At 71.0% G+C, this 21,200-nt stretch carries 19 protein-coding genes; 7 read left to right on the forward strand and 12 right to left on the reverse strand.

From position 1 onward, the window contains the following. Nucleotides 1–41 precede the first annotated feature (41 nt). Nucleotides 42–662 (reverse strand): heme-copper oxidase subunit III, encoded by a 621-nt coding sequence (locus tag K7G60_RS00605; protein ID WP_225798747.1) that lies wholly within the window; start codon nucleotides 660–662, stop codon nucleotides 42–44. Between the two features lie 202 nt (nucleotides 663–864). On the opposite strand from K7G60_RS00605, the gene K7G60_RS00610 reads away from it, so the two are divergent. Continuing rightward, a complete protein-coding gene (locus tag K7G60_RS00610; protein ID WP_189802204.1) occupies nucleotides 865–1,266 on the forward strand; it encodes a hypothetical protein in 402 nt (133 codons plus the stop codon). Between the two features lie 16 nt (nucleotides 1,267–1,282). On the opposite strand, the gene K7G60_RS00615 is transcribed toward K7G60_RS00610, so the two are convergent. The 4 genes from K7G60_RS00615 to coxB all read right to left on the reverse strand — a co-directional run bounded on the left by K7G60_RS00615 (nucleotide 1,283) and on the right by coxB (nucleotide 5,752). Next, complete coding sequence (locus K7G60_RS00615; protein ID WP_225798748.1) at nucleotides 1,283–2,536, reverse strand: Ig-like domain-containing protein; 1,254 nt, start codon at nucleotides 2,534–2,536, stop codon at nucleotides 1,283–1,285. A gap of 122 nt (nucleotides 2,537–2,658) precedes the next feature. Further along, a complete protein-coding gene (locus tag K7G60_RS00620; RefSeq protein ID WP_225798749.1) occupies nucleotides 2,659–3,057 on the reverse strand; it encodes a cytochrome c oxidase subunit 4 in 399 nt (132 codons plus the stop codon). Then, nucleotides 3,054–4,790 carry a cytochrome c oxidase subunit I gene (gene ctaD / locus K7G60_RS00625; protein WP_225798750.1) on the reverse strand — a complete coding sequence of 579 codons (1,737 nt, stop codon included), beginning with the start codon at nucleotides 4,788–4,790 and terminating at the stop codon, nucleotides 3,054–3,056. Before ctaD ends, K7G60_RS00620 begins: the two co-directional genes overlap by 4 nt. Then, nucleotides 4,787–5,752, reverse strand: a complete 966-nt coding sequence (gene coxB / locus K7G60_RS00630) for a cytochrome c oxidase subunit II (protein ID WP_225798751.1) — start codon at nucleotides 5,750–5,752, stop codon at nucleotides 4,787–4,789. The genes ctaD and coxB overlap by 4 nt, the downstream gene beginning before the upstream one ends. Before the next feature lie 425 nt (nucleotides 5,753–6,177). On the opposite strand from coxB, the gene K7G60_RS00635 reads away from it, so the two are divergent. Continuing rightward, nucleotides 6,178–7,563, forward strand: coding sequence for a cysteine desulfurase/sulfurtransferase TusA family protein (locus tag K7G60_RS00635; RefSeq protein ID WP_225798752.1), 1,386 nt, complete (start codon nucleotides 6,178–6,180; stop codon nucleotides 7,561–7,563). Nucleotides 7,564–7,745: 182 nt separating this feature from the next. Here the strand turns inward: K7G60_RS00635 and K7G60_RS00640 are convergent, their stop codons facing one another. Then, a complete protein-coding gene (locus tag K7G60_RS00640) occupies nucleotides 7,746–8,720 on the reverse strand; it encodes a carbohydrate kinase family protein (protein WP_225798753.1) in 975 nt (324 codons plus the stop codon). 177 nt (nucleotides 8,721–8,897) lie between these two features. On the opposite strand from K7G60_RS00640, the gene K7G60_RS00645 reads away from it, so the two are divergent. Both K7G60_RS00645 and K7G60_RS00650 read left to right on the forward strand, forming a co-directional pair. Further along, nucleotides 8,898–9,104 (forward strand): hypothetical protein, encoded by a 207-nt coding sequence (locus K7G60_RS00645; protein ID WP_225798754.1) that lies wholly within the window; start codon nucleotides 8,898–8,900, stop codon nucleotides 9,102–9,104. A gap of 66 nt (nucleotides 9,105–9,170) precedes the next feature. Continuing rightward, nucleotides 9,171–10,649 carry a hypothetical protein gene (locus tag K7G60_RS00650; protein WP_225798755.1) on the forward strand — a complete coding sequence of 493 codons (1,479 nt, stop codon included), beginning with the start codon at nucleotides 9,171–9,173 and terminating at the stop codon, nucleotides 10,647–10,649. A gap of 92 nt (nucleotides 10,650–10,741) precedes the next feature. Here the strand turns inward: K7G60_RS00650 and K7G60_RS00655 are convergent, their stop codons facing one another. Beyond that, entirely contained in the window at nucleotides 10,742–11,098 is a 357-nt protein-coding gene (locus tag K7G60_RS00655) for an iron-sulfur cluster assembly accessory protein (RefSeq protein WP_018848827.1), read from the reverse strand. Between the two features lie 237 nt (nucleotides 11,099–11,335). Here K7G60_RS00655 and nadA point away from each other — a divergent pair, with 237 nt between their 5' ends. Beyond that, the gene (gene nadA, locus K7G60_RS00660) at nucleotides 11,336–12,514 is read left to right on the forward strand and encodes a quinolinate synthase NadA (RefSeq protein WP_225798756.1); all 1,179 of its coding nucleotides are present in this window, start codon (nucleotides 11,336–11,338) and stop codon (nucleotides 12,512–12,514) included. Nucleotides 12,515–12,586: 72 nt separating this feature from the next. Here nadA and K7G60_RS00665 read toward each other — a convergent pair whose 3' ends face one another. The 5 genes from K7G60_RS00665 to K7G60_RS00690 form a co-directional block, all read right to left on the reverse strand. After that, nucleotides 12,587–15,730 carry an efflux RND transporter permease subunit gene (locus K7G60_RS00665; protein WP_225798757.1) on the reverse strand — a complete coding sequence of 1,048 codons (3,144 nt, stop codon included), beginning with the start codon at nucleotides 15,728–15,730 and terminating at the stop codon, nucleotides 12,587–12,589. A gap of 178 nt (nucleotides 15,731–15,908) precedes the next feature. Continuing rightward, nucleotides 15,909–16,598 carry a response regulator transcription factor gene (locus K7G60_RS00670; protein WP_225798758.1) on the reverse strand — a complete coding sequence of 230 codons (690 nt, stop codon included), beginning with the start codon at nucleotides 16,596–16,598 and terminating at the stop codon, nucleotides 15,909–15,911. Then, nucleotides 16,595–17,851 carry a sensor histidine kinase gene (locus K7G60_RS00675; protein ID WP_225798759.1) on the reverse strand — a complete coding sequence of 419 codons (1,257 nt, stop codon included), beginning with the start codon at nucleotides 17,849–17,851 and terminating at the stop codon, nucleotides 16,595–16,597. Before K7G60_RS00675 ends, K7G60_RS00670 begins: the two co-directional genes overlap by 4 nt. Before the next feature lie 390 nt (nucleotides 17,852–18,241). After that, nucleotides 18,242–18,520 (reverse strand): hypothetical protein, encoded by a 279-nt coding sequence (locus K7G60_RS00685; RefSeq protein ID WP_225798760.1) that lies wholly within the window; start codon nucleotides 18,518–18,520, stop codon nucleotides 18,242–18,244. A gap of 19 nt (nucleotides 18,521–18,539) precedes the next feature. Further along, complete coding sequence (locus K7G60_RS00690; protein ID WP_225798761.1) at nucleotides 18,540–19,337, reverse strand: PspA/IM30 family protein; 798 nt, start codon at nucleotides 19,335–19,337, stop codon at nucleotides 18,540–18,542. 328 nt (nucleotides 19,338–19,665) lie between these two features. Here K7G60_RS00690 and K7G60_RS00695 point away from each other — a divergent pair, with 328 nt between their 5' ends. Both K7G60_RS00695 and K7G60_RS00700 read left to right on the forward strand, forming a co-directional pair. Next, nucleotides 19,666–20,271: a DUF3043 domain-containing protein gene (locus K7G60_RS00695; RefSeq protein WP_225798762.1), complete on the forward strand. Its 606-nt coding sequence runs from the start codon at nucleotides 19,666–19,668 to the stop codon at nucleotides 20,269–20,271. 65 nt (nucleotides 20,272–20,336) lie between these two features. After that, on the forward strand, nucleotides 20,337–21,113 hold the full coding sequence (locus K7G60_RS00700; protein WP_225798763.1) for a bifunctional 2-polyprenyl-6-hydroxyphenol methylase/3-demethylubiquinol 3-O-methyltransferase UbiG: 777 nt from the start codon (nucleotides 20,337–20,339) through the stop codon (nucleotides 21,111–21,113). Nucleotides 21,114–21,200 lie beyond the last annotated feature (87 nt).

Consider the following 21,200-nt stretch of genomic DNA (forward strand, 5'->3'; position numbering starts at 1 on the left):
TGCTTGCTGGATGTCTCGGTCCGCCGTGGAGGCGGAGCCGATTACTTGATCATGTAGATCGTGGCGAAGAGGCCGATCCAGACGACATCGACGAAGTGCCAGTAGTAGGACACGACGATGGCGGCGGTTGCCTGCTCGTGAGTGAACCTCTTGGCGGCGTACGTCCGGCCGAGGACCAGCAGGAAGGCGATGAGACCGCCCGTCACGTGCAGGCCGTGGAAGCCGGTGGTCAGGTAGAACACCGTGCCGTACGGGTCCGACGAGAGCGAGAGGCCCTCGTGCTTGACCAGCTCGGTGTACTCGAAGACCTGGCCGCCGATGAAGATCGCACCCATCACGAACGTGATGATGAACCACGTCCGGAGCTTCTTCACATCGCCCCGCTCCGCGGCGAAGACGCCGAGCTGGCAGGTGAGGGAGGAGAGCACCAGGATCGTGGTGTTGGTCGCCGAGAAGGGGAAGTTCAAGGCCGAGGCCTTTTCCGCCCAGAAGTCGGGACCCATCACCGATCGCAGGGTGAAGTACATCGCGAAGAGGGCCGCGAAGAACATCAGCTCGGAGCTCAACCAGATGATGGTTCCGACGCTGGTGAGGTTCGGTCGATTGACCGACGGGTGCGCGTGCCCTGTTTCTACTGTCGTTACTGTCGCCACGACCGACATTATGTCGGTCGCTTATCCCGCCCTCACTCCGGGGGGTGCCGTTCGGAGTGTCAGGGGGGTGTGTCCAGCCCGAACGGCCCAGCATCGAGGCCGCGGAGCGCCGTTCGAACAGGTGTTGAACGGGTGTTGACGGGGTGTGGAGCGGAGTAGCATCCGGCGCATCGATCGACGACCTTCCCACGGACTTCCCCACGGAGGAACGATGCAGTCGAGTGCCACGGTCCTGGTCTACAGCGACGACGCGAACACCCGCGCGCAGGTGCGGCTCGCGGCCGGGCGCAGGCCCGCGACCGACGTTCCCCCGGTCGAGTTCGTGGAGTGCGCGACGCTGCCCGCGGTGCTCAAGCGCCTGGACGAGGGCGGCATCGACGTGTGCGTGCTGGACGGCGAGGCGGTGCCCGCCGGGGGCATGGGGGTCTGCCGGCAGATCAAGGACGAGGTCTTCCGCTGCCCGCCGGTGCTGCTGCTGATCGGGCGCCCGCAGGACGCCTGGCTGGCCACCTGGAGCCGCGCGGACGCCGCCGTCACCCTTCCGGTGGAACCGGTCGAGTTCGCGGCGTCCCTGGCGTCCCTGCTGCGCTCGCGCCTGTCGATCGACGCCTGAGCCGGTCGGCCCCGGTTCAGATCGAGGGCCGCAGCCTCGCCTTCTCCGTGGAGGTCACCGGGTTTCCGGCGGCCTCCACCAGGGCGCTGCCCTGGCGCCACTTGTCCCACTCCATGTTCCAGTCGCCGAAGCCGTTGCCGAAGGTGTCCATCGTGTCGCCGAGGCTGTTGACGACGCGGACGATGTCGCCGGGGCGGACGGTCTTGTAGAACCAGGCCGCGTTCTCCGTCGACATGCCGACACAGCCGTGGCTGACGTTCTCGATGCCCTGGGAGCCGACGGACCAGGGCGCGGCGTGCACGTACTCGCCGCTCCAGGTGACCCGGGTGGCGTAGTACACGGGCAGGTCGTACGACTCCGAGCTGCCCTCCGCGATGCCGATGCTGGTGCCCCGCATCCGGACGTAGTACTCCTTGCCGAGCACGACCTTGATGCCGTTGCGGGTGGAGAAGCCGGGTTTGCCGGTGGTCACCGGCATGGTGTTGATCACTTCTCCGTTGCGCTTCACGGTCATCTGGTGCGATCCGGCGTCCGCGACCGCCTCGATGCGGTCGCCGATGGTGAGCTTCAGCGGCTTGGACGCGCCGCCGTAGAGCTTGTCGCCGACCTTGAGGCCGTCCAGGTTCCCGGTGACCGTGACGAGCGCCCCGGCCGGCCAGTACTCCTTCGGACGGAAGTGCAGCTTCTTGTCGTCCACCCAGTACCAGGCGCCCTCGACGTAGGGGGTGGAGCGGACCTTGAGGGCCCGCTCGACGACCGCGCGGGCCGACCGGTCCTTGACCGGGAGGCTGAGCTCCGCCGTGATGGGCTGCCCGACGCCGTACGTGCCCGCCTCCGGCCCGAAGGTCACGGTCAGGGCCCCTTTGGCCGGAGCCGTCTCGAAAGTGAACGTACGGGCGCCTGGGGCGCCGTCCTCGTCCTCGGTGGCCACCCGCACCGTGTAGCGGGCACCGGCCGCCAGGGCGGCCGTGGAGCGCCAGCGCTGTCCGTCCGCGGTGAGCTCGCCGGCGAGGTGGTGCCCGGAGGCGTCGGTGGCCGTGACGTCGGTGATCCGGCCCTTGCCGCCCTTGGCGGTGATCTCCAGGGGCTTCTCGGGGTCCGCCTTGGCACCGTCGGCGGGAGCGCTGACCGCGAGCTGGTCCGCCGCGTCGTAGGTCTTCTGCGACAGCGGATGGCCGTCGGAGCCCGAGCACGCGGAGGTGCCGGCGGTGACGGTGACGGCCAGAAGAGTGCAGCTCAGAACAGTCCTTATGCGCGGCGTGTCGTTCATGACTTCACGCTAAGGACAATCCTCGTGGCCAGCGCGCCGAGTACTGCAAAAGAGGGGCCCGGACGCTTCGGTGACGAAGTGTCCGGGCCCCTCGGTGTGCTCCGGTGCGGAGCGGGGTACCGCTACTGGTTCTGGTTCTCGCCGCGGTAGAACTCGAAGACCCAGCCGAAGATGCCGACGAGGATCAGCGGGGTGGAGAAGTACAGCAGCCACCAGCCCATCGCGATGGCGAGGAAGGCGAGCGCACCGCCGATGGCCAGCGAGAGCGGCTGCCAGCTGTGCGGGGCGAAGAAGCCCACTTCACCGGCCTCGTCCGCGACGTCGGCCTCCTTGTCGTCCTGCGCCATCGCGTCGACACGCTTGGCCGTGAAGGCCAGGTAGTAGCCGATCATGATGGCCAGGCCGAAGGCCAGGAAGAGCGCCGTCGTGCCGACCGGCTCCTTGGACCAGACGCCGTAGAGGATCGCCATGGCAAGGATGAAGACGCTCAGCCAGATGAACATCTTGCCCTGGATCTTCACTTGCCGGCCTCCTTGCTGCCCGTGAGGGCCTCGGCCTCGTGCGGCTTGTTCTCGAGCTGGTCGAGAGCGGCGATCTCAGGGTGGTGCAGGTCGAACGCCGGGGATTCCGAACGGATCCGCGGCAGGGTGAGGAAGTTGTGCCGCGGCGGCGGGCAGGACGTCGCCCACTCGAGCGAACGGCCGTAGCCCCACGGGTCGTCGACCTCGATCTTCTTGCCGTACTTGGCGGTCTTCCAGATGTTGTAGAAGAACGGCAGGATCGACAGACCGAGCAGGAACGAGGAGATCGTCGAGATCGTGTTCAGCGCGGTGAAGCCGTCGGCGTCCAGGTAGTCCGCGTAACGACGCGGCATGCCCTCGGCACCGAGCCAGTGCTGCACCAGGAAGGTGCCGTGGAAGCCGATGAACAGCGTCCAGAACGTGATCTTGCCGAGGCGCTCGTCGAGCATCTTGCCGGTGAACTTCGGCCACCAGAAGTGGAAGCCGGAGAACATCGCGAAGACGACGGTGCCGAAGACGACGTAGTGGAAGTGCGCCACCACGAAGTACGAGTCGGAGATGTGGAAGTCCATCGGGGGCGAGGCCAGGATGACGCCGGTCAGACCACCGAAGGTGAAGGTGATCAGGAAGCCGACGGCCCAGAGCATCGGGGTCTCGAAGGACAGCGAGCCCTTCCACATCGTTCCGATCCAGTTGAAGAACTTCACGCCGGTCGGAACGGCGATGAGGAACGTCATGAAGGAGAAGAACGGGAGGAGCACGCCACCGGTGACGTACATGTGGTGCGCCCACACGGTCACGGAGAGACCCGCGATCGCGATGGTCGCGGCGATCAGGCCGATGTAGCCGAACATCGGCTTGCGGCTGAAGACCGGGATGACCTCGGAGATGATGCCGAAGAACGGCAGGGCGATGATGTACACCTCTGGGTGTCCGAAGAACCAGAAGAGGTGCTGCCAGAGCAGCGCTCCGCCGTTGGCCGCGTCGAAGACGTGGGCACCGAACTTGCGGTCCGCCTCCAGGGCGAACAGCGCGGCCGCCAGGACCGGGAAGGCGAGCAGGACCAGGACACCGGTCAGCAGCACGTTCCAGGTGAAGATCGGCATGCGGAACATCGTCATGCCGGGAGCGCGCATGCAGATGATCGTGGTGATGAAGTTGACCGAACCGAGGATCGTGCCGAAGCCGGAGAAGGCCAGACCCATGATCCACATGTCGGCGCCGACACCCGGCGAGCGGACGGCGTCCGACAGCGGGGAGTAGGCGAACCAGCCGAAGTCGGCGGCACCCTGCGGGGTGAGGAAGCCGGCCACCGCGATGAGCGAGCCGAAGAGGTACAGCCAGTAGGCGAACATGTTCAGCCGCGGGAACGCCACGTCGGGCGCGCCGATCTGCAGCGGCATGATCCAGTTCGCGAAGCCGGCGAAGAGCGGCGTCGCGAACATCAGCAGCATGATCGTGCCGTGCATCGTGAACGCCTGGTTGAACTGCTCGTTCGACATGATCTGCGTGCCGGGACGAGCGAGCTCGGCGCGCATGAAGAGCGCCATGAGTCCGCCGACGCAGAAGAAGGCGAACGACGTGACCAGGTACATCGTGCCGATGGTCTTGTGGTCGGTGGTGGTGAGCCACTTGATGACCACGTTGCCGGGCTGCTTGCGCCGTACGGGCAGCTCGTTCTCGTACGAGTCCTCAGCTGCGGCGGCACCCTGGGTTTCGTTGGGGATGCTCACAGTTGCTTCTTCTCCGCATTCCTGGCCGGGTCCGTCTGCTCGATGCCAGACGGGATGTAGCCGGTCTGCCCCTTCTCCGCCAGCTCCTTCAGGTGCTGCTGGTAGCGCTCCGGGGAGACCACCTTGACGTTGAAGAGCATCCGGGAGTGGTCGACACCGCAGAGCTCGGCGCACTTGCCGAGGAAGGTGCCTTCCCGGGTCGGGGTGACCTCGAAGGCGTTGGGGTGGCCCGGGATGACGTCCTGCTTCATCAGGAAGGGAACCACCCAGAAGGAGTGGATCACGTCACGCGAGGTCAGGACGAACCGGACCCTCTCGCCCTTGGGGAGCCAGAGCGTCGGTCCCGGGTTGCCGGTCTGGGGGTTCCGGGTGCCGGGGATGCCGGCGTCGTAGACGCCGCCCGCGTTCTCCGGGAACTGGACCTTGTAGCGGTCCGGAAGCGTAGCCAGGTTCTTGTCCGTCTTCGCGTCGCCCTGCACACCGGGCACGTTCTCGACGTAGTTGAAGCCCCAGCTCCACTGGTAGCCGACCACGTTGATCGTGTGGGCCGGCTTCGGAGTGAGCTCGAGGAGCTTGGACTCGTCACGCGCGGTGAAGTAGAAGAGCACCGAGACGATGATGAGCGGGGTGACCGTGTACAGCGCCTCGATGGGCATGTTGTAACGGGTCTGCGGAGGTACCTCGACCTTGGTCCGGCTGCGCCGGTGGAAGATGGTGGCCCAGAGGATCAGGCCCCACACCAGGATGCCCGTGATCAGGGCGGCGGCCCAGGAGCCCTGCCAGAGGGAGAGGATCCGAGGCGCCTCTTCCGTGACGGGGGTGGGCATGCCAAGGCGGGGGAAGTCTTCCCAGTTGTACGAGCAGCCGGTGGCTGTCGCCAGGATCAGGCCCGCAGTCAGCACCTGCGGCAGCTTCCGCCGCATCGGGCGCCGCGACGAGCGGTCGGAGCCGTTGGGACTCACGTAGCGCCTTCCCGAGAGTCTCGGCCCGCAGTGGTCGGCCACGGCCGTCCGTCTCGCTGGTCGGTCGCCGCCCCGGCCGCGGGCAGGGGTTTGGATGTTTATGCGGACCAAACCCTACTGGACGCTATTTGGGGTCGCGCGGGGAGGGTGCCCAACGCGCCGTTCGGGCCCCCGAAGGGGTGGACTCCGGGGTTCCGGAGGGGGACCGGAGGCGCCCGTCCGGCGGGCTGTCGGCGTGGTGGGACGGGCTTCTGACGAGGGCTCATCGGAGGTGGGGCGGGGTGGAGCCGGGCGCGTGCGGGGGCGCGGAGCGGGGCGTGCGCGGAGGCCCGGGGCGGGGGGCGTGCGGCCCGGATCCGGAACACCGAGGGAGGCCGGGCCCGGGCCGACGAGGACCGGCCGGGCACAGGCTCTACCGTGGGCGGATGCCGTACTTCGACGCCGCGTCCGCCGCCCCGCTGCATCCCGTCGCCCGTCAGGCGCTGCTCGCCTCCCTCGACGAGGGCTGGGCCGACCCGGCCCGGCTGTACCGGGAGGGGCGGCGCGCCCGGCTGCTGCTCGACGCGGCCCGGGAGGCCGCCGCGGAGGCCGTGGGGTGCCGTCCGGACGAGCTCGTGTTCACTCCTTCGGGGACACGCGCGGTTCACGCCGGGATCTCCGGCGCGCTCGCGGGGCGTCGGCGTGTCGGAGACCGGCTCGTCGTCTCCGCGGTCGAACACTCCTCCGTCCTGCACGCGGGCGAGACGCACGCGGCGGCGGGCGGCACGGTGACCGAGGTGCCGGTGGACCGGTCGGGGGCGGTGGACGCGGAGGCCTTCGCGGCCGCGCTCACTCCCGGCACGGCCCTGGCGTGCCTCCAGTCGGCCAACCACGAGGTCGGCACGGTGCAGCCGGTGGCCGAGGCGGCGGAGGCCTGCCGGGCGGCCGGGGTGCCGCTCCTGGTGGACGCGGCCCAGTCCCTCGCCTGGGGCCCGGTGGACGGCGGCTGGTCGCTGCTGGCGGCGAGCGCGCACAAGTGGGGCGGGCCCGCGGGGGTCGGGCTGCTCGCCGTACGGAAGGGGGTCAGGTTCGCGCCGCAAGGCCCCTCCGACGAGCGGGAGTCGGGCCGGGCACCGGGCTTCGAGAACCTGCCGGCGATCGTGGCCGCGGCGGCCTCGCTGCGGGCGGTCCGGGCTGAGGCGGACGCCGAAGGGGCACGGCTGCGGGCCCTGGTGGACCGGATCCGGACGCGGGTGCCCCAGCTGGTGCCGGACGTGGAGGTGGTGGGCGACGCGGTGCGCCGGCTCCCCCACCTCGTCACCTTCTCCTGCCTGTACGTCGACGGGGAGACGCTCCTGCACGAGCTGGACCGGGAGGGTTTCTCCGTTTCGTCCGGTTCGTCGTGTACGAGCTCGACCCTGACGCCCAGCCATGTGCTGCGCGCGATGGGGGTGCTGAGCGAGGGGAACGTCCGGGTGTCACTGCCCGCGGGGACCTCGGAGGAGGACGTGGACCGCTTCCTCGCCGTGCTGCCGGGTGTGGTGGCGGACGTACGGGAGCGGCTCGGGGCCCCCGTCTCCGCCCCGCCGGCCCCGTCGCCCTCGGGCTCGCTCGTCGTGGACTCCCTGGGCAAGCGCTGCCCGATCCCGGTGATCGAACTCGCGAAGGTGATCGGCGACGTGCCGGTGGGCGGAACGGTGACGGTGCTCTCGGACGACGCGGCGGCGCGACTGGACATTCCGGCGTGGTGCGAGATGCGGGGGCAGGAGTACGTGGGGGAGTCGCCGGGGGCGGGGGGCGGGACGGCGTACGTGGTCCGCCGGGTGTCGTGACCACCGCCTCCGCCCCTCGCGCCCCCCGTTGTGGGCGGTCGTTCCGCCGGGGCGGAACGGGTGGGCACAACGGGACGACTGCCCACACGGGCGGAAGCGCGGCCCGCACGGGCGGGGCGAGGGGCACCGCCCCGCCGGGCACGGCGCCCGCGCGGCAGGGGCACCGCCCCGGCGGGGGTGGGTCAGAGCAGGTGGGACTGGACCTCCGTCGCGGCCTCCTCGCCGTACGCCTTCGTGAAGCGCTCCATGAAGTTCGCCCGCCGCAGCGTGTACTCCTGCGTGCCCAGCGTCTCGATGACCAGCGTCGCCAGCATGCAGCCGACCTGCGCCGCCCGCTCCAGGCCGACGCCCCAGGACAGGCCCGTGAGGAAGCCCGCGCGGAAGGCGTCACCGACGCCGGTGGGGTCGACCTTGGCCGTCTCCTCGGGGCAGCCGACCTCGATGGGGGTCTCGCCGACCCGCTCGATGCGGACGCCTCGCGAGCCGAGCGTGGTGACGCGGTGGCCGACGCGGGAGAGGATCTCCGCCTCGGTCCAGCCGGTCTTGGACTCGATCAGGCCCTTCTCGTACTCGTTGGAGAAGAGGTAGGTGGCGCCGTCGAGGAGGGTGCGGATCTCCTCGCCGTCCATGCGCGCGATCTGCTGCGAGAAGTCGGCGGCGAAGGGGATGGACCGGGTCCGGCACTCCTCCGTGTGGCGGAGCATCGCCTCGGGGTCGTCGGCGCCGATGAGGACCAGGTCGAGGCCGCCCACGCGGTCGGCGACGGCCTTGAGCTCGATCTGCCGGGCCTCGCTCATCGCACCGGTGTAGAAGGAGCCGATCTGGTTGTGGTCCCTGTCGGTGGTGCAGACGAAGCGGGCGGTGTGCAGGACCTCGGAGATGCGCACCGAGCCGGTGTCGACGCCGTGCCGGTCGAGCCACGCGCGGTACTCGTCGAAGTCGAAGCCCGCCGCGCCGACCAGGACGGGGCGGCTGCCGAGCTGTCCCATGCCGAAGCAGATGTTGGCGGCGACGCCTCCCCGGCGGACGTCCAGGTTGTCGACGAGGAAGGAGAGGGACACCGTGTGGAGCTGGTCGGCCACGAGCTGGTCGGCGAACCGGCCGGGGAAGGTCATGAGGTGGTCGGTGGCGATGGAGCCGGTGACTGCGATACGCACGGCGGGGTGCTCCTGCGGAATTCAGTAGGGGCGCGCGAGGCGCTCGAACGGAGGCGGTGATGGGCGACGGAGAGAACGACAGTTCACGCTACCGGGTGGGGGGCGCACTGCCGAACAGTGGAAACTACCCCAGAGTAGGTCTTTTCCGTGGAGCGGTGCGGTGCATACGGTGCGCCCATGACCACCTACCCCGCTCCTCGTGAGCGTCACGAGTCCGAGTTGAGCCTCGCCCAGCTGCGCGGGGACGGCGCCCGGATGGCTCCCCACTGGGTGACTCCGACCGGCCCGGACCCCGTTCGGGTCTCCCCCGCGTCGATCCACGGCGTCGTCGTTCCGGCGGCCTCGGCCCGGCTGATCGACGCCACCGTCGAGTACGGCGGCTGACGGACGGAACCGTCCGCGCCTCCGCTCCGTCCCATCGGCGTCCGGTCGAGACGAGGGAGCGTTGCGGTGAGCGGTACGGAGAACGTGCGGAGGCGACGGAACATCCTCGCCGCCTCGGTGGCGGCGGGTGTGCTGCTCGCCGGGGGCGGTGGCGTCTATCTGGCCACCGCGGCGTCCGGTGAGGCCACGCCGGCCGGGGCGGCCGGGAAGGCCGCCGACGCGGCCGGATCGCCGCCCCTGGCCCGGGAGGCCGGCGGCGGCAGTACGGGGGGCGGTCCCGGGATCGCTCCCGGCGAGCCGGACCCGAGCGGTGGTGCGCACGGGACGGTCTACAAGGCCAAGGGCCCGCTCCCCCCAGGGCCCTCCTCGGCCGCGGTCCACCGGCCCGAGGGCCTGGTCACCTCGGCGGAGGTGACCAGGCTGGCCGAAGCCCTCGGGGTCGAGGGCCGGCCCGTGCTGGTCGGGGACGTCTGGACGATCCGGCCCGAGAAGGACGGTCAGGGTCCGCGCCTGGACGTGGCGAAGGCGGCCCCGGGGAACTGGACGTACTCCTGGTACGACGGCGGCCCGGTCGGCGACAGCTGCCTCAAGGGGACGGCGTGCCCGCCGCCGGGCCGGGCTAAGCCCCCGACCGCGGGCCGTACGCCGGTGAGCGAGGCGGCGGCGAAGGCGGCGGCCGTCCCCGTCCTGAAGGCCCTGGGACAGGACGACGCGAAGGTGACGGCGACCCAGGTGATGGACGGTTCGGTGCGGGTGGTCAACGCCGATCCGGTGGTGGACGGGCTGCCGACCTACGGCTGGTCGACGGGGCTGCACATCGGTCCGGACGGCCGGGCGGTCGCCGGCAGCGGGACGCTGAAGGAGCCGGTGAAGGGCGACACGTATCCGGTCGTCGGGGCGGCGGAGGCGCTCGCGGAGCTGAACGAGGACGCGAAGGGCACCGGCCCGATCGGCATCGGCGGCTGCGCGACGGATCCGCCGGCCGGGGTCGAGGGGACCGGCGAGGACGGCCCGGCGCCGGTCGACGGGAGCGGCAGGACCGACCCGGCCGCGCCCTGCCCGCCGGCCGCGGACACGGCCGCACCGACCGAGGTCCCGGTGACGGGCGCGGTGTTCGGTCTGGCCGCGCAGGACGTGGCGGGCGAACGGCTGCTCGTGCCGGCGTGGCTGTTCACGGCCGACCCGGTGGACGCTGCGCCGTACACGGTGACGGAGACGGCGGTCGCCCCGGGGCACCTGGCGCCGCCGACGAAGCCCTCGCCGGACGAGGAGACGGCGCCGGCCCGGCGGATCGAGTCGTACCGGACGGCGGAGGACGGCCGGAAGCTGACGGTCACCTTCTGGGGCGGGGTGTGCAGCACGTACACCGCGAAGGCCGTGGAGTCGCCGGAGAAGGTGACCGTGCGGATCGACGAGAAGTCCGACCCCGGGCGGGCGTGCATCGCGATCGCCAAGGAGATCACGCTGACCGTGACCCTGCAGAGCCCACTGGGCGGGCGTCCGGTGGTCGACGAGGCGAGCGGGCAGCCGGTGCCTCGGCGCTGACGTTCCCCGTGCGCGGCTGACGTTCCCCGTGTACGCGTGAGGGCGGCGGCCCGGGCAATTCCCGGGACCGCCGCCCTCACGCGCGTACAGGCTTAGCTGAACGAGTCGCCGCAGGCGCAGGAGCCCGTGGCGTTCGGGTTGTCGATGGTGAAGCCCTGCTTCTCGATGGTGTCGACGAAGTCGATCGACGCGCCGCCGAGGTACGGGGCGCTCATGCGGTCGGTGACGACCTTGACGCCGTCGAAGTCCTTCACGACGTCGCCGTCGAGCGAGCGCTCGTCGAAGAAGAGCTGGTAACGCAGGCCGGAGCAGCCGCCGGGCTGAACGGCGACGCGCAGGGCCAGGTCATCGCGGCCTTCCTGGTCGAGGAGGGCCTTGACCTTGGCCGCGGCGGCGTCGGACAGGAGGATGCCGTCGCTGACAGTGGTCTTCTCGTCCGATACGGACATCTGCTTCTCTCCCGGTGTGTACGGAGACTGCTTGCCGACGGTTGCAACCGACGGTGCCCCGGATTCATTCCGGGCCGAGTGGGGTCTTCCCTCTTTCATGCTCGCACACCATGTCCAGGAGCGCGGACGGCGAATTCGTCACATCGACACTATGGACATCGTCAGAATGACGTGAAGCGGGTTATGATAGATAGCGTCATTTCGACGAAAAGGTTCCCCGAAGAAAGGGTGCGTGACGTGACCACCGCCCAGCCCCTGGACGTCCAGCCGACGCCGCTCGCCCTGCTCCTGCTCGGCCGCGAGGCCGACCCGAAGAGCGAGCGCGGCGTGGAGTGTCCTGGCGATCTGCCGTCGCCCTCCGACCCTGACCTCGTGGAGCGCGCCCGCGCCGCGAAGGAGAAGCTCGGGGACAAGGTCTTCGTGCTCGGCCACCACTACCAGCGCGACGAGGTCATCCAGTTCGCCGACGTGACCGGTGACTCCTTCAAGCTCGCGCGCGACGCCGCCGCCAAGCCCGAGGCCGAGTACATCGTCTTCTGCGGTGTGCACTTCATGGCCGAGTCGGCCGACATCCTCACCGGCGACGACCAGAAGGTCGTCCTGCCCGACCTCGCGGCCGGCTGCTCCATGGCCGACATGGCCACCGCCGAGCAGGTCGCCGAGTGCTGGGACGTGCTGACCGAGGCCGGCATCGCCGAGCAGGTCGTGCCCGTCTCGTACATGAACTCCTCGGCCGACATCAAGGCCTTCACCGGCAAGCACGGGGGCACGATCTGCACCTCGTCCAACGCCGAGCGGGCCCTGAACTGGGCCTTCGAGCAGGGCGAGAAGGTGCTCTTCCTGCCGGACCAGCACCTGGGCCGCAACACCGCCGTCCGCGACATGGGCATGTCCCTGGACGACTGCGTGGTCTACAACCCGCACAAGCCGAACGGCGGGCTCACCGTCGAGGAGCTGCGCGCCGCCAAGATGATCCTGTGGCGGGGCCACTGCTCGGTGCACGGCCGCTTCTCGCTGGACTCGGTCAACGACGTGCGCGAGCGCATCCCGGGCGTGAACGTGCTCGTCCACCCCGAGTGCAAGCACGAGGTCGTCGCCGCCGCGGACTACGTGGGCTCGACCGAGTACATCATCAACACCCTGGAGGCGGCCCCGGCCGGTTCCAAGTGGGCCATCGGCACGGAGCTGAACCTGGTCCGCCGTCTGGCGAACCGTTACGCCGACCAGGGCAAGGAGATCGTCTTCCTCGACAAGACGGTCTGCTTCTGCTCGACCATGAACCGCATCGACCTCCCCCACCTGGTGTGGACCCTGGAGTCCCTGGCCGAGGGCAACCTCGTCAACCAGATCCAGGTCGACAAGGAGACGGAGAGCTTCGCCAAGCTCGCCCTGGAGCGGATGCTGGCGCTGCCGTAACGATTCCCCCCTTGATACGCCCGAAGGGCGCCCCGCGGTGTGCGGGGCGCCCTTCGGCGTACGCGCGGCCGACTAGGCGTCCAGGACGTCCAGCAGGTCCGTGTCGGTGTTCGCGTCCGTCGGCTGCTCCGGGACGTCCGCGCCGCCCTTCTTCGCCGCCCTCTTCCTCGCGCGGCGCTCCTTGCGGAGCTCCACCATCGCGTAGAGCGTCGGGACGAGGAGCAGGGTCAGCAGGGTCGAGGTGATCAGACCGCCGATCACCACCACCGCCAGCGGCTGGGCGATGAAGCCGCCCTCGCCGGTGAGGCCGAGGGCCATCGGCAGCAGGGCGAAGATCGTCGCCAGGGCGGTCATCAGGATCGGGCGGAGCCGGTGCCGGCCGCCCTCGATCACCGCTTCGACGACGCCCAGGCCCTGCGCCCGGTACTGGTTGATCAGGTCGATCAGGACGATCGCGTTGGTGACGACGATGCCGATGAGCATCAGCATGCCGATCATCGCCGGGACGCCCATCGCCGTGCCGGTGGCCACGAGCAGACCGATCGCGCCGGTCGCCGCGAACGGGATCGAGACCAGCAGGATCAGCGGCTGGACCAGCGACCTGAAGGTCGCCACCAGGAGCATGAAGACGATCGCGACGGCCGCGAGCATCGCCAGGAACAGGTTGAGGAAGGCCTCGCTCTGGTCCTCGGAGACGCCGCCGATGGTCGCGGTGGCGCCCTCCGGCAGGTCGAGCGCGCCGATCTTCGACTGCAGGGATGCGCTCACCGCGCCGGTGTTGTCACCGACCGGCTTGGCCGTGATCGTCGCGGCGCGCGCGCCGTCGATCCGGGTCATCGAGACCGGGCCGGGGACCAGCTCGACGGTGGCGACGTCGCCCAGCTTCACCGGGCCGAGCGGCAGCGCCCTGAGCGCGGCCAGGGTGGTGGCCGGCTGCGCCGAGGTGATGAGGACGTCCCGCTCGCTGTCGTCGAGGGTCGCCTTGGCGGCCGGGGTGCCCCGGACGGCCTGGCCGACGACCGCGCCGAGCGAGGTGGTGTCGAAGCCGGCGTCGGCCGCCCTGGCGTTCGCCTTCACGGAGATCCGCGGGACGGACTGCGAGAGGTCGCTCTGGACGTCGGTGACGTCCTTCAGCCCGGCGATCGCGGTGCGGACCTGCTCGGAGGCCTTCTCGAGGACCTCCGGGTCGGCGGCCTTGACGACCACGCTCAGGTCCTGGGAGCCGAAGCCGTCGCCCGCGGCGATGGTGGTGTCGCCGACGCCGTCGAGCGAGTCGAGACCCTTCTCGATGGCGTCGCGCGTCTCCTCGTACGAGGCGGAGTCCTCCAGGCTCACCTTGTACGAGGCCTGGTTGGAGCCGGTGCCGCCGCCGAAGGCCGCCATGAAGCCGGAGGAACCGACGGTGACCTGGTAGTCCTTGACGCCCTCGGTGTCCGCGAGGACCTTCTCGATCTTCTTCGCGGCCTCGTCGGAGGCGCTCAGGCTGGTGCCGGGCGCCAGCTCCTGCTGGATGCTGAGGACCTCCTGCTCGCCCTGGTCGAAGAAGTTCGTCTTCAGGAGCGGGGCCATGCCGAAGGTGACGACCAGGACGACGATCGCGATGGCCAGGCTCGTGAAGCGGCGCCGGGTCGCGAACCGCAGGACCGGCACGTACAGGCGCTGGAGGCGGCTCTTCTCCTCCTTCTCCTCGGCCAGCCTGCGGGCCTCCGCCAGGTCCTCCGGGGTGCCCTTGGGGGCGCGCAGGAACCAGTACGAGAGGACGGGGACCACGGTCAGGGAGACCAGCAGCGAGGCGAGCAGCGCCGCCGTGACCGTCAGCGAGAACGAGCCGAACAGCTCGCCGATCATGCCGCCGGTCAGGCCGATCGGCAGGAAGACGGCGACGGTGGTGAGGGTCGAGGAGGTGACGGCGCCCGCCACCTCGCGGACCGCGGTGAGGATCGCGCTCTGGCGCTCCTCGCCGTAGCCCAGGTGCCGCTTGATGTTCTCCAGGACCACGATCGAGTCGTCGACGACCCGGCCGATGGCGATGGTGAGCGCGCCGAGCGTCAGCATGTTCAGCGAGAGGTCGCGGGTCCACAGCACGATGAGGGCGAGGACGACCGAGAGCGGGATGGAGACCGCGGTCACCAGGGTGGAACGGACCGACGCGAGGAAGACCAGGATCACCAGGACGGCCATGACGAGGCCGAGCGCGCCCTCCGTGGTCAGGCCGGAGACGGCCTTGGCGACGGCCGGGCCCTGGTCGGAGACCACGGTCAGCTCGGCGCCCGCGCCGAGGTCGCGGCGCAGATCGGGCAGCTTCTCCTCGACGGCGTCGGAGATCGCGACGGCGCTGCCGTCCTTGTCCATGGTGGCCATCACGGCGAGGCTGGGCTTGCCGTTCGTCCGCGTGAGGGAGGTGCGCGGGGACTCCTCCTGCTTCACGGTGGCGACGTCACCGAGGCGGACCGCCTTGCCCTTGCCGGGGACGGCCGCCGGGATGCGCAGGTCCTCGATCTGCTTCAGCGAGGTGTAGCCGCCGCCGACCTGGATCGTGCGGGACTTGCCCGCCTCCGAGAAGGAGCCGGCCGGCATCGTGGCGCCGCCGGAGCGCAGGGCCTCGGCGAGCTTCATCGTGTTGAGCCCGGCCGCGGCGAGCTTCCGCTCGTCGGGGGTCACGGAGACCTGGAGGTCCTGCACACCGCTGACGGAGACCTGGCCGACGCCCTCGATGTCCTCCAGGGCGGGCACGACGGTCCGCTCCAGCTGGTCGGCGAGCGCCTGCGGGTCCTTGTCCGAGGCGGCGGCGAGGACGACGGTCGGCATGTCGTCCGTCGAACCGGCGATCACCTGCGGGTCGACGGCGTCGGGCAGCTGGGCGCGGGCGCGGTTCACGGCCTGCTGGACGTCGGCGACGAGCTGCTTCGTCGACTCGTCGCCGTAGTCGAAGGAGGCCATGACGACGGCCATGCCCTCGGAGGCCGTGGCGGTGACCGACTTGAGGCCGTCGACGGCCTTGAGGTTGTCCTCCAGCGGCTCGACGACCTGCTTCTCGACCACATCGGGAGAGGCGCCCTGGTACGGGGCGAGGACCGAGACCATGGGCAGCTCGATCGAGGGGAACAACTGCTGCTTCAGCTGCGGGATCGCGATCGCCCCGAACACGATCGCGACGATGGACATCAGCCCGATCAGGGCCCGTTGCGCGAGGCTGAATCTGGACAGCCAGGACATGGGGTCTCTCTTCTGTGGCGTACTCGTCGTCAGGCGGGAGCAGCCAAGGCCCCGGCCCGGACCCGCTGGATCCGCCGGAGCTGCCCCCCCGTCCATACGATCTGCCACTCGCGGCCGGAAGTCCTCGGCCCCCGGGTCCACTTCCTTATGTCGCGCATACCGCGTCTGGAGTACGCGCTCACTCCACCCGGGGGCGTACGAGACCGGACTCGTAGGCCGTGACCACCAACTGGGCCCGGTCGCGGGCGCCGAGCTTGGCCATGGTCCGGTTGACGTGCGTCTTCACGGTGAGCGGACTGACGTCGAGCCGCTCGGCGATCTCGTCGTTCGAAAGACCGCCCGCGACGAGGACGAGGACCTCGCGCTCCCGGGCGGTGAGCACGGCGAGCCGCTCGGCGCGGGCCCCGCCGGGCGCGCCCGTGGTGTCCGCGCCCGGGCCCTGGGCGAGGAAGGAGGCGATCAGGCCCTTGGTGGCGGCCGGGGACAGCAGCGCCTCGCCGGCGTGGGCGATCCGGATCGCGCCGAGGAGCTCGTCCGGCTCGGCGCCCTTGCCGAGGAAGCCGGAGGCGCCGGCGCGCAGCGACTGCACGACGTACTCGTCGACCTCGAAGGTGGTCAGCATGACGATCCGCACGTCGGCCAGCTCGGGATCCGCCGTGATCATCCGGGTGGCGGCGAGGCCGTCGGTGCCCGGCATGCGGATGTCCATCAGGACGACGTCGGGCCGCGTGGAGCGGGCCAGCGCGACCGCCCCGTCGCCGTCGGGCGCCTCGCCGACGACCTCCATGTCGGGCTCGGAGTCCACCAGGACCTTGAAGGCGCTGCGGAGCAGGGCCTGGTCGTCGGCGAGCAGTACCCGGATCGTCACGTGCCGTCCTCCCCCGTGCGGGTCGTCACCGGCAGTATCGCCTGGACGCGGAAGCCGCCGCCGTAGCGGGGGGCGGCGGTGAGGGTGCCGCCCAGCGCGCCGACCCGCTCCCGCATGCCGAGCAGCCCGTGGCCGCCGACCGGGGGCTGCTCGACGGCCGGGGGCGGGACGGCCGGGGGCGCCCCGTCGTCGAGGACGGTGATCTCGACCGTACGGCCCACCCGGACGACGCTCACCTCGGCCTTCGCGTCCGGTCCCGCGTGCTTGCGCACATTGGTCAGGGCCTCCTGCACGATCCGGTACGCGGCGAGGTCGACGGTCGCGGGCAGTGTCAGGCCCTCGTCGGCGCGGGCCAGGGCGACGGGAAGGCCGGCCTTGCGGAAGCTGTCGAGCAGCCCGTCGAGGACGGCGAGGCCCGGGGCGGGCTCGGTGGGGGCCTCCGGGTCGCCGGACTGGCGCAGCAGGCCGACGGTGGCGCGCAGCTCGTCCAGGGCGGAGCGGCTGGCCTCGCGGACGTGCGCGAGGGCCTCCTTGGCCTGGTCGGGGCGCTTGTCCATGACGTGGGCGGCGACCCCGGCCTGCACGTTCACCAGCGCGATGTGGTGGGCGACGACGTCGTGGAGGTCGCGGGCGATCCGCAGCCGCTCCTCGGCGACCCGCCGCCCGGCCTCCTCCTCGCGGGTCCGTTCGGCCCGCTCCGCCCGCTCCCGGATGGCGTCCACGAAGGCCCGGCGGCTGCGGACGGCGTCCCCGGCCGCGGCCGCCATGCCCGTCCAGGCGAAGACGCCGAGGTTCTCCTGCGCGTACCAGGGGGTCGGGCCGAAGGCCATGGCCGCGGCGGTGAGCGCCGTCATCGTGGCGAGGCCGACCCGCCAGGTGGTGGGCCGGTCGGTGCGGGAGGCGACCGTGTAGAGCGCGACGACGGCGCTCATCGCGATCGGGGCGGGCCGGTTGTCGTCCATCAGCTCGACGAGGCCGAGCACGACGGTGACGGAGAGCACCGCGAAGGGGTTCCGCCGGCGCCACACCAGCACGGCGGCCCCCGCGATCATGATGAGCACGCTCCACACGTCGGGCACGCGGTCCCCGAAGGTCGGCCCGTCCGGGCTGCCGTGGGGATCGGTGAAGGACCCCGCGATCATGGCGACGAGCGTGCCGGCGGCGATCGCGGCGTCGAAGGCGGGAGGGTGCGCGCGGAACCAGTCGCGGAGACGGGCGTGGAGGGTGCCGGTGGCGGGGCCGGTGGGGGTCACGGGAGACAACGGTACGGGGCGGGTCCCCGCGGGGCGGGCTGCCGGGGGCCGTGGGGGCCCGCTCCCGGGCCGGCACCCGCACGGTACGGGCCCGCGCCCGGCGGGACGGCACCCACCTGCCGTGTGGGCCCGCGCCCGGCGGGGCGGTGCCCCTCCGCCACCCGCCGTGTGGGCAATCGTCCCGTAGGGCGGGACGGGTGGGCACACGGAACGGCGCCCTCAGCGGCGCCTCCGCGTTCCGCGCCTTGACCCGCACCGACAGCGCACTGTGCACGGGGTGCGGGTTCAGGCCCGGGAGCCTCGGGTGCCGGCAAGGGCGCCGTTCCGTTGTGCCCACCCGTTCCGCCCCGGCGGAACGCCTGCCCACAACGGGGTGGGCGGGGGCGGGGGTCAGCCGGGGATCAGGCCGTTGTCGGAGAGCATCTCGCGGACCTCGTCCAGGGTCGCGTCCGGAGCCGGGAGGATCAGTTCCGAGGGCTCCAGGGCGTCGTCCGGCAGTGGCTCACCGAGCCGCCGGACGGCGTCGAGGAGGGCGCACAGCGTCCGCCGGAACCCTTCCTCGTCCCCCGTCTCCATCTCTTCGAGCAGCTCGTCGTCGAGCCTGTTCAGCTCGACGAAGCGGCTGTCGGCCAGCTTCCACTGGCCCTCCCCCATGATCCGTACGATCATGACGCGTCCTGTCTGTCGCCTACTTCTCGAAGCGCGGGTGGGACTGCTGCTGGGTGCGGTCCTGCGGCGTGGCCGCGCCACCGCCCTCGATGGCCTGCTGCTGCGCCGAGGGGCCCCCGGCCAGCTCGGCCTTCATCCGCTGGAGCTCCAGCTCGACGTCCGTGCCGCCGGACAGCCGGTCCAGCTCCGCCTGGATGTCGTCCTTGGCGAGCCCGGACTGGTCGTCCAGGGCGCCCGAGGCGAGCAGCTCGTCGATCGCGCCCGCGCGCGCCTGGAGCTGGGCGGTCTTGTCCTCGGCCCGCTGGATCGCCAGACCGACGTCGCTCATCTCCTCCGAGATTCCGGAGAACGACTCGGCGATCCGGGTCTGCGCCTGGGCCGCCGTGTAGGTCGCCTTGATGGTCTCCTTCTTGGTGCGGAAGGCGTCCACCTTGGCCTGGAGACGCTGGGCGGCGAGGGTGAGCTTCTCCTCCTCGCCCTGCAGCGTCTGGTGCTGCACCTCCAGGTCGCTGACCTGCTGCTGGAGGGCGGCCCGCCGGGACAGCGCCTCGCGCGCCAGGTCCTCGCGGCCGAGGGCCAGCGCCTTGCGGCCCTGGTCCTCCAGCTTGGCGGACTGGCTCTGCAGCTGGTTCAGCTGGAGTTCGAGCCGCTTGCGGGAGGTGGCGACGTCGGCGACGCCCCGTCGCACCTTCTGCAGCAGCTCCAACTGCTTCTGGTAGGAGTAGTCGAGCGTCTCGCGCGGATCCTCGGCCCGGTCAAGGGCCTTGTTCGCCTTCGCGCGGAAGATCATCCCCATACGCTTCATGACACCGCTCATGGGCTTCGCGCGCCCCCTTCTGACGGACTTCGGCTCCAGCTCTTCGACAGGATCCACAGTACGGGCCCTGTCTCCATTACCGCACTGTTCGGAGCGGGATGCGCTCCTCCCCAAGGACGACTGCGCGCGGTGTTCCCTCCCGCGCAGGGAGTAGGTGGATCCCGGGGGAGACCGCGTCGTCCTCGCGTACGTACGCCCCAAGACGCAGTCCGCTCCGCTGTCGCTCCGTCAAGGCCGAAAATTTTTCAAGATCTTTTCGAAGCATTGCTATCAGATCGTTCCCGGCCCGCATGGGGTTCATGCCCGCCACCCCGTACCCTTGGGTTTTGTGTTCCGTAGCCGTTCGAAGGACGAGAAGGCCCCCACCGACAAGGTGACGGCGGACCTCTCCACCAAGCAGCCCCGCGACCCCGAGGCCCCCAAGGGCCGCCCGACCCCGAAGCGGAGCGAAGCGCAGTCCCAGCGCCGGCGCGCCGCGACGGTGCCGACCGACCGCAAGGAGGCCGCCAAGCGCCAGCGCGAGGCACGCCGCTCCGACCTGGCCCGCCAGCGCGAGGCGCTGGCCAGCGGCGACGAGCGTTACCTGCCCGCCCGCGACAAGGGGCCGGTCCGCCGCTTCGTGCGCGACTTCGTCGACTCGCGGTTCGCGATCGCCGAGTTCTTCCTGCCGATGGCCGTGGTCATCCTCGTGCTGTCGCTGTTCGGCAACGCCAACCGGTCGCTGCAGAACATCTCCCTGCTGCTGTGGCTCGGTGTGATCATCCTGATCGTCATCGACTCGATCGGCATCTGGATCCGTCTGCGGAAGCAGCTGAACGAGCGCTTCCCGAACGAGCCCAAGCGCGGCGCCGTCGCCTACGGCCTGATGCGCACGCTCCAGATGCGCCGACTGCGCCTGCCGAAGCCGCAGGTCAAGCGCGGAGAGCGGCCCTGAGCGCCGACAGCTCGGAGTTCGACGGGCGCGCGTTCGGCGAGGCCACGTCGGAGTCGGGCGGCCCCGTGCTGCCCGTCGTCGCGCACTGGCCCACCGGTCACGGCGGGCTGCGCGACACCATCCGGCAGGAGATCGTCGCCCGTCAGCTCGACGAGCAGATAACCGCCCGCTATCCCGTGGGCCAGCGGCTGCGGATCCTCGACGCGGGCATGGGGCAGGGCACCCAGGCCCTGCGCCTCGCCCGGGCCGGACACACCGTGACCGGCCTGGAGGCCGATCCGGACCTCCTCAAGGCGGCCCGGGACTCGCTGGCGACGGAGCCCGCCGGGATCCGCGAGCGGGTCCGGATGATCGAGGGCGACGGGCGCGAGACCGGGGTGCACTTCCTGCCCGGCAGTTTCGACGTGGTCCTCTGTCACGGCGTGCTGATGTACGCGGACGAACCCGACGCGCTGCTCGCGGGCCTGGCCCGGATGCTGGCCCCCGGCGGCCTGCTGTCCCTGGTGGTACGGAACGCGGAGGCCCTGGCCATGCGGCCGGGGCTCGCCGGGGACTGGCCCGGGGCGCTCACGGCCTTCGACTCCGACGTCTACACGGACGACAACGGCGTGAAGGTGCGGGCCGACCGGCTGGACTCGCTCACGGCGACGCTCGCGGGGATCGCGGCGCCGCTGCACGCCTGGTACGGCGTGCGGGTCTTCACGGACGGCATCCCCGCCGACGCGGGCCTGCCCGCCGCCGAGGAGCTGGAGCGGCTGCTCGCCGCCGAGGACCGGGCCGGACGCACGGAGCCGTACCGGCGGGTCGCGGCGCTGCTGCACCTGTGCGGGGTACGGGGCTGACGGGGGCGCGGCCGATGGTCGCGCCCCCTGATCCGGCGCACCCCTGATCGGGTGCGCTCGCCGGGCCGGGGGCGGGGCGGAATCGGA

The organism is Streptomyces sp. NK15101, assembly GCF_020400725.1.
Classification (GTDB): domain Bacteria; phylum Actinomycetota; class Actinomycetes; order Streptomycetales; family Streptomycetaceae; genus Streptomyces.

Bases quoted from the DNA above. Each gene is read 5' to 3' on its own strand.
- K7G60_RS00615 (WP_225798748.1), bottom strand. From the start codon at position 2,536: ATGAACGACACGCCGCGCATAAGGACTGTTCTGAGCTGCACTCTTCTG.
- K7G60_RS00610 (WP_189802204.1), top strand. From the start codon at position 865: ATGCAGTCGAGTGCCACGGTCCTGGTCTACAGCGACGACGCGAACACC.
- K7G60_RS00690 (WP_225798761.1), bottom strand. From the start codon at position 19,337: ATGAGCGGTGTCATGAAGCGTATGGGGATGATCTTCCGCGCGAAGGCG.
- K7G60_RS00685 (WP_225798760.1), bottom strand. From the start codon at position 18,520: ATGATCGTACGGATCATGGGGGAGGGCCAGTGGAAGCTGGCCGACAGC.
- K7G60_RS00655 (WP_018848827.1), bottom strand. From the start codon at position 11,098: ATGTCCGTATCGGACGAGAAGACCACTGTCAGCGACGGCATCCTCCTG.
- K7G60_RS00605 (WP_225798747.1), bottom strand. From the start codon at position 662: ATGTCGGTCGTGGCGACAGTAACGACAGTAGAAACAGGGCACGCGCAC.
- K7G60_RS00665 (WP_225798757.1), bottom strand. From the start codon at position 15,730: ATGTCCTGGCTGTCCAGATTCAGCCTCGCGCAACGGGCCCTGATCGGG.
- K7G60_RS00635 (WP_225798752.1), top strand. From the start codon at position 6,178: ATGCCGTACTTCGACGCCGCGTCCGCCGCCCCGCTGCATCCCGTCGCC.
- K7G60_RS00645 (WP_225798754.1), top strand. From the start codon at position 8,898: ATGACCACCTACCCCGCTCCTCGTGAGCGTCACGAGTCCGAGTTGAGC.